The sequence below is a fragment of the Immundisolibacter sp. genome (assembly GCF_050250495.1).
Taxonomy (GTDB): Bacteria; Pseudomonadota; Gammaproteobacteria; order Immundisolibacterales; family Immundisolibacteraceae; genus Immundisolibacter.
The window spans coordinates 1-3,880 of record NZ_JBFWOM010000048.1; the positions used below are offsets into that span (position 1 = coordinate 1).

Sequence of the window (3,880 nt, forward strand, 5' to 3'; positions counted from 1 at the left end):
CACCGTGGTCGGGGAGGGCGCCGCCGGCAGCCAGGGTGCTGCCGCCTGGAGCTGGCTGGTGAAGGACCCCGGCAGCGTGACCGGCAGCGCGGGCGGCGGTGATCCGGCCCGCGCGCTGCGCGACGGCACGCTGCGCAGCGCGGCCGACGTGCGCGCCGCCGCGCAGGCCGGCGCGCGGCGCGCGACCGCGGCGGCGAGCCGCATCAGCCTGCGCGTGCCGGGCAGCGCGGACCTGATTCCAGGCGCGACGGTGAAGCTCGCGGGCTGCCCCGGCGGCCGCGGCGACGGCGCATGGGTGATCGACACCGCCCGCCACCGCTACGCGCGCGGCGGCTACGTGGTGCAGATCGAGGCCGTGTCGGCATGAGCGCGGCGCTGTACGACACCATCCGGGCGCTGATCCGCGAGGAACTCGGCCGCCTGCGCGTGGCGGAACTCGGCGTGGTGCAGGCCGTCGAGCCCGCCGACCCCGGCAACTACGCCGCCACGGTGGCGTTGCCGGGCAGCGATCTGGTGCTGGATTCGGTGCCGCTGCTGACGCCGCGCAAGGGCGTGGCGAGCGTGCCGGACGTGGGTGACCTGGTGCTGGTCGGCTTCGTCGGCGGCGACCTCAACCACCCGGTGGTGCTCGGCAGTCTTTACAACGACGAGGACCGCCCGCCGCCGAACGACAAGGGCCAGTTCATCGTGCACCTGCCGGGCGGGGCTGATGAAGGCAGCGCCTTGCGTCTCGAACTGCACGATTCCGGCCCGCAGCGCGCGGTGCTCAAGGTCGGCGGTGCCTGCACGCTCACCGTGCAGGACGACGACCCGGTGGTGACGGTGGACGTGGGCGGTGGGGCCGCCATCGAGATTACGCAGTCCGGCAACGTGTCGCTGCAGGGCAGCGGCAACCTCACGCTGAAGGGCTCCGGCAACGTCACGCTCGAAGCCGGCGGCACGCTCGCGCTCAAGGGCGCGGTCATCAACCTGAACTAGGGCAGCACATGGGCATGCCAGCGGCCAAGCAGGGCGATCGGGTGATGGCGACCGACACGCACATCCAGATGGTGCCGAGCCCCGGCGGGCCGGTGCCGACGCCGATTCCAGGGCCGTTCACCGGCGTGCTGGACGGCGATCTTTCGACCGACGTGAACATCGAGGGCAAGCCCGCCGCGGTGCTGGGGTCGACCGCCACCAACACACCGGCGCACGTGCCCTCGGCGGGTCCGTTCCAGAAGCCGCCGTCGAACCGCGCGACGGTGATCACGGGCTCGGCGACGGTGCTCATCAACGGCAAGCCGGCGGCGCGAAGCGGCGATACCGCGCTCACCTGCAACGATCCCGCGGACCTGCCGGCCGGCACCGTGGTCGCCAGCGGCACGGTGATGGTGGGCTGAGCCATGCCGGTCCGCGAAAAACCCGCCGCCCACCTGCTGCGCGATCTGGCGCTCGGTGCCATCCACCGCGAGCTGCGGCCCGAATACCGGCCGATCGAGGCGCTCGGCGCCGGCCCCGGCGGCCACGGCCGGCAGTGGGATTTCGTGGTCCGCGACGGTCTCGAAAACCTCGCCCAGGCGGTGATCGCCCGCGTGCTCACGCCGCGCGGTGAACTCGCCGCGCTCGGCCATCCGGATTACGGCTCGCGCGTGCCGGAGCTGATCGGCGCCGGCAACACCGAGGCCACGCGCGCCCTGCTGCGCCTGCACCTGCTGGACGCGCTCGGCCGCGAGCCGCGCATCGCCAAGGTGACGGCGCTCGACATCATCCGCACGCCGGGCCGGCGCGACAGCGTGGACGTGCGGCTCGACGTGCTGCCGGTGGGCGCAAGCGCCACGCTCACCATCGGCCCCTTCCGCCTGGACCTTGGACCGTGAGGCCGGCCATGCACCCGTCGCCGGCGACTCGCCTCAGGACACCGCCATGAGCTTTCGCCGCAAGACCTACCCGGAAGTCTCCGAACAGCTGCTGACCACGCTGCTCGGCGGCGTGGCCGGCGAGACGCACCCGTATCCGCCACCCGGCGGGCGCGGCCCGGCTCGCTACGCGTTGTTGGCCGGGCCGGCGGCGGAGATCACGTCGGTGTACGGCCTCATGGGCGGCAGCGCGCAGGCTTTTGCGCGCGGCGTGGACTACGCGCTGTCGGCCGACGGGGCGGCGCTCGAATGGAAGGACGGCGCGCGCCCGGACGCGGGCTCGGTGTTCGAGGTCAACTACCTGCGCGGCGGGCAGAACCCGCGCGTGAACGACCTGTACCCGGGCTCGGTGGTGCGCACGCTGCTGGAGGCCGTCGCGCTCGAAACCGCCGGCATGTATGCACAGATGCAGGCGGTGTACGAGGCCGGCTTCATCGCCACCGCCAGCGGCAGCGCGCTCGACCACGTGGTGGCGCTGCTCGGCATCGAGCGCGTGCTGGCGGGGCGCAACGCGGCGACGCTGGAGTTCCGCCGCCTGGCGAACGCGCGCGGGCAGATCGCCATCCCGGCCGGCACGCGCGTGCTGACCGCCGACGGCGCCATCGAGTACGAGACGCTGGACGAGCTGCTGCTTGCCGACGGCCAGCCCTCGGCGCGCGTCGCGGCGCGCGATCTCGTGGCCGACAACGACGGCGTGCCGGCAGGTGCGCTCACGCTGCTGGCGCGGCCCATCGTCGGCATCGAAAGCGTCGGCAACCCGGCGCCGAGCTCGCGGCTCGACCAGGACGAAACCGACGACGAGCTGCGCACCCGGGCGCGCAATTTTCTGGCGGGCGCGGAGCGCGGCACGGCGGGCGCCATCGTCGCGGCCGTCGCCCGCCAGGGCCTGCGCGGGGAGGTTAGCGAGCCCGCGCCGGGTCAGATCGAGGCGCTGATCCACGACGGCAACCTCACGCCGGAACAGCAGGCGCGGCTCGAATTCCACGTGAAGGCCGCCAAGCCGGCCGGCGTGCAGGTGAACTTCGTTTACGGACCGGCGCCGCTGGCGGTGGATCTCGAAATCCGCCTCACGACCGCGCCGGGCCTGATCGAAGCCGACCTGCAGCGCGTGCAGGCGCAGGTGCGCGCCGGCATCGAGGACTACTTCGCCCGCCTGCCGCTGAAGGCGCCGGGCAGCCTTGCCAGGCTCACCGGCATCGCGCTCGCCGTGCCGGGCACGGAGGATCTGGCGTTCATGTCGGCCACGGCAGGTGGCGCGGACGTGCTGGACGCGGCCGGCGGACAGCTCAAGCTCGCGGACAAGGTGACGCGCCTGGGCAGCCTCACGCTGGTCGACAACGCCCTGCCAACGAAGCTGCACGCCACCGTGCGTTACCCGAACGACCAGCCCATTCCGGATCAGGCGGCCATCCAGGCGGCGCTGGAGCAGGCCGCGGCCTACCTCAACACGCTGAGCACGGCGACGCCGCCCGCCAGCGCAGCCCTGCGCACACTCGGCTGGGATCGCCTGCTGCGCGCGCTGCCGCTGCCGGGCTTCTCCGTCGCCACGCTGGAAGCAGTGGATGCCGCGCCCGGCCCGGCGCCGGACATCGCGCCGTACTCGGTGCAGCTCGCCTGGACGCGCGCCACCGGCGTCACGCTGGTGCAGGACGGCCCGGCCGCGCCCGTGCTGGTGCTGGCGGCCGGCGAGCGGGTAGCGGTGGCCGAGGTGAAGGTCATCGTCAAGCCGAAGGCGGGGCCATGAGCGGCGCCGAGCGCCTGGCGGCCCTGCTGCCGTCCCTGTGGCGCCCGGAGGCGGGCGAGAGCGGGCTGCTCGCGCGCCTGCTGGATGCGGTGGGGGCGCAGCTCGACACGGCCGGCGTGCAGGTGCAGCACGTGCTGCGCGCGCACTACGCGGACAGCGCCGACGCCGCGCTCAGCGACGCGCACTACCAGAAAGACCGCGCCGCGCGCGGCCGCCCGCCGGTGAACGTGCGCGATGCCAA

The 3,880-nt window shown here is 73.8% G+C and carries 5 protein-coding genes and 1 pseudogene; all 6 read left to right on the forward strand.

The features are described 5' to 3' along the window. Positions 1-367 (forward strand): annotated as a pseudogene (locus tag AB7F93_RS14065) (hypothetical protein); the annotation flags it as partial. Further along, the gene (locus tag AB7F93_RS14070) at positions 364-978 is read left to right on the forward strand and encodes a phage baseplate assembly protein V (RefSeq protein ID WP_428303538.1); all 615 of its coding nucleotides are present in this window, start codon (positions 364-366) and stop codon (positions 976-978) included. The pseudogene AB7F93_RS14065 and the gene AB7F93_RS14070, both read left to right, overlap by 4 nt. Before the next feature lie 8 nt (positions 979-986). Continuing rightward, positions 987-1,379 (forward strand): PAAR domain-containing protein, encoded by a 393-nt coding sequence (locus tag AB7F93_RS14075; RefSeq protein WP_428303539.1) that lies wholly within the window; start codon positions 987-989, stop codon positions 1,377-1,379. A gap of 3 nt (positions 1,380-1,382) precedes the next feature. Further along, positions 1,383-1,856: a hypothetical protein gene (locus AB7F93_RS14080; protein ID WP_428303540.1), complete on the forward strand. Its 474-nt coding sequence runs from the start codon at positions 1,383-1,385 to the stop codon at positions 1,854-1,856. Positions 1,857-1,902: 46 nt separating this feature from the next. After that, positions 1,903-3,639 (forward strand): baseplate J/gp47 family protein, encoded by a 1,737-nt coding sequence (locus AB7F93_RS14085; RefSeq protein ID WP_428303541.1) that lies wholly within the window; start codon positions 1,903-1,905, stop codon positions 3,637-3,639. Continuing rightward, positions 3,636-3,880 (forward strand): hypothetical protein (locus tag AB7F93_RS14090; protein WP_428303542.1); only part of this gene is annotated, 245 nt, incomplete at its 3' end. The genes AB7F93_RS14085 and AB7F93_RS14090, both read left to right, overlap by 4 nt.

Coding starts and splice junctions, on each gene's coding strand:
- AB7F93_RS14070 (WP_428303538.1), top strand. CDS start 364: ATGAGCGCGGCGCTGTACGACACCATCCGGGCGCTGATCCGCGAGGAA.
- AB7F93_RS14075 (WP_428303539.1), top strand. CDS start 987: ATGGGCATGCCAGCGGCCAAGCAGGGCGATCGGGTGATGGCGACCGAC.
- AB7F93_RS14080 (WP_428303540.1), top strand. CDS start 1,383: ATGCCGGTCCGCGAAAAACCCGCCGCCCACCTGCTGCGCGATCTGGCG.
- AB7F93_RS14085 (WP_428303541.1), top strand. CDS start 1,903: ATGAGCTTTCGCCGCAAGACCTACCCGGAAGTCTCCGAACAGCTGCTG.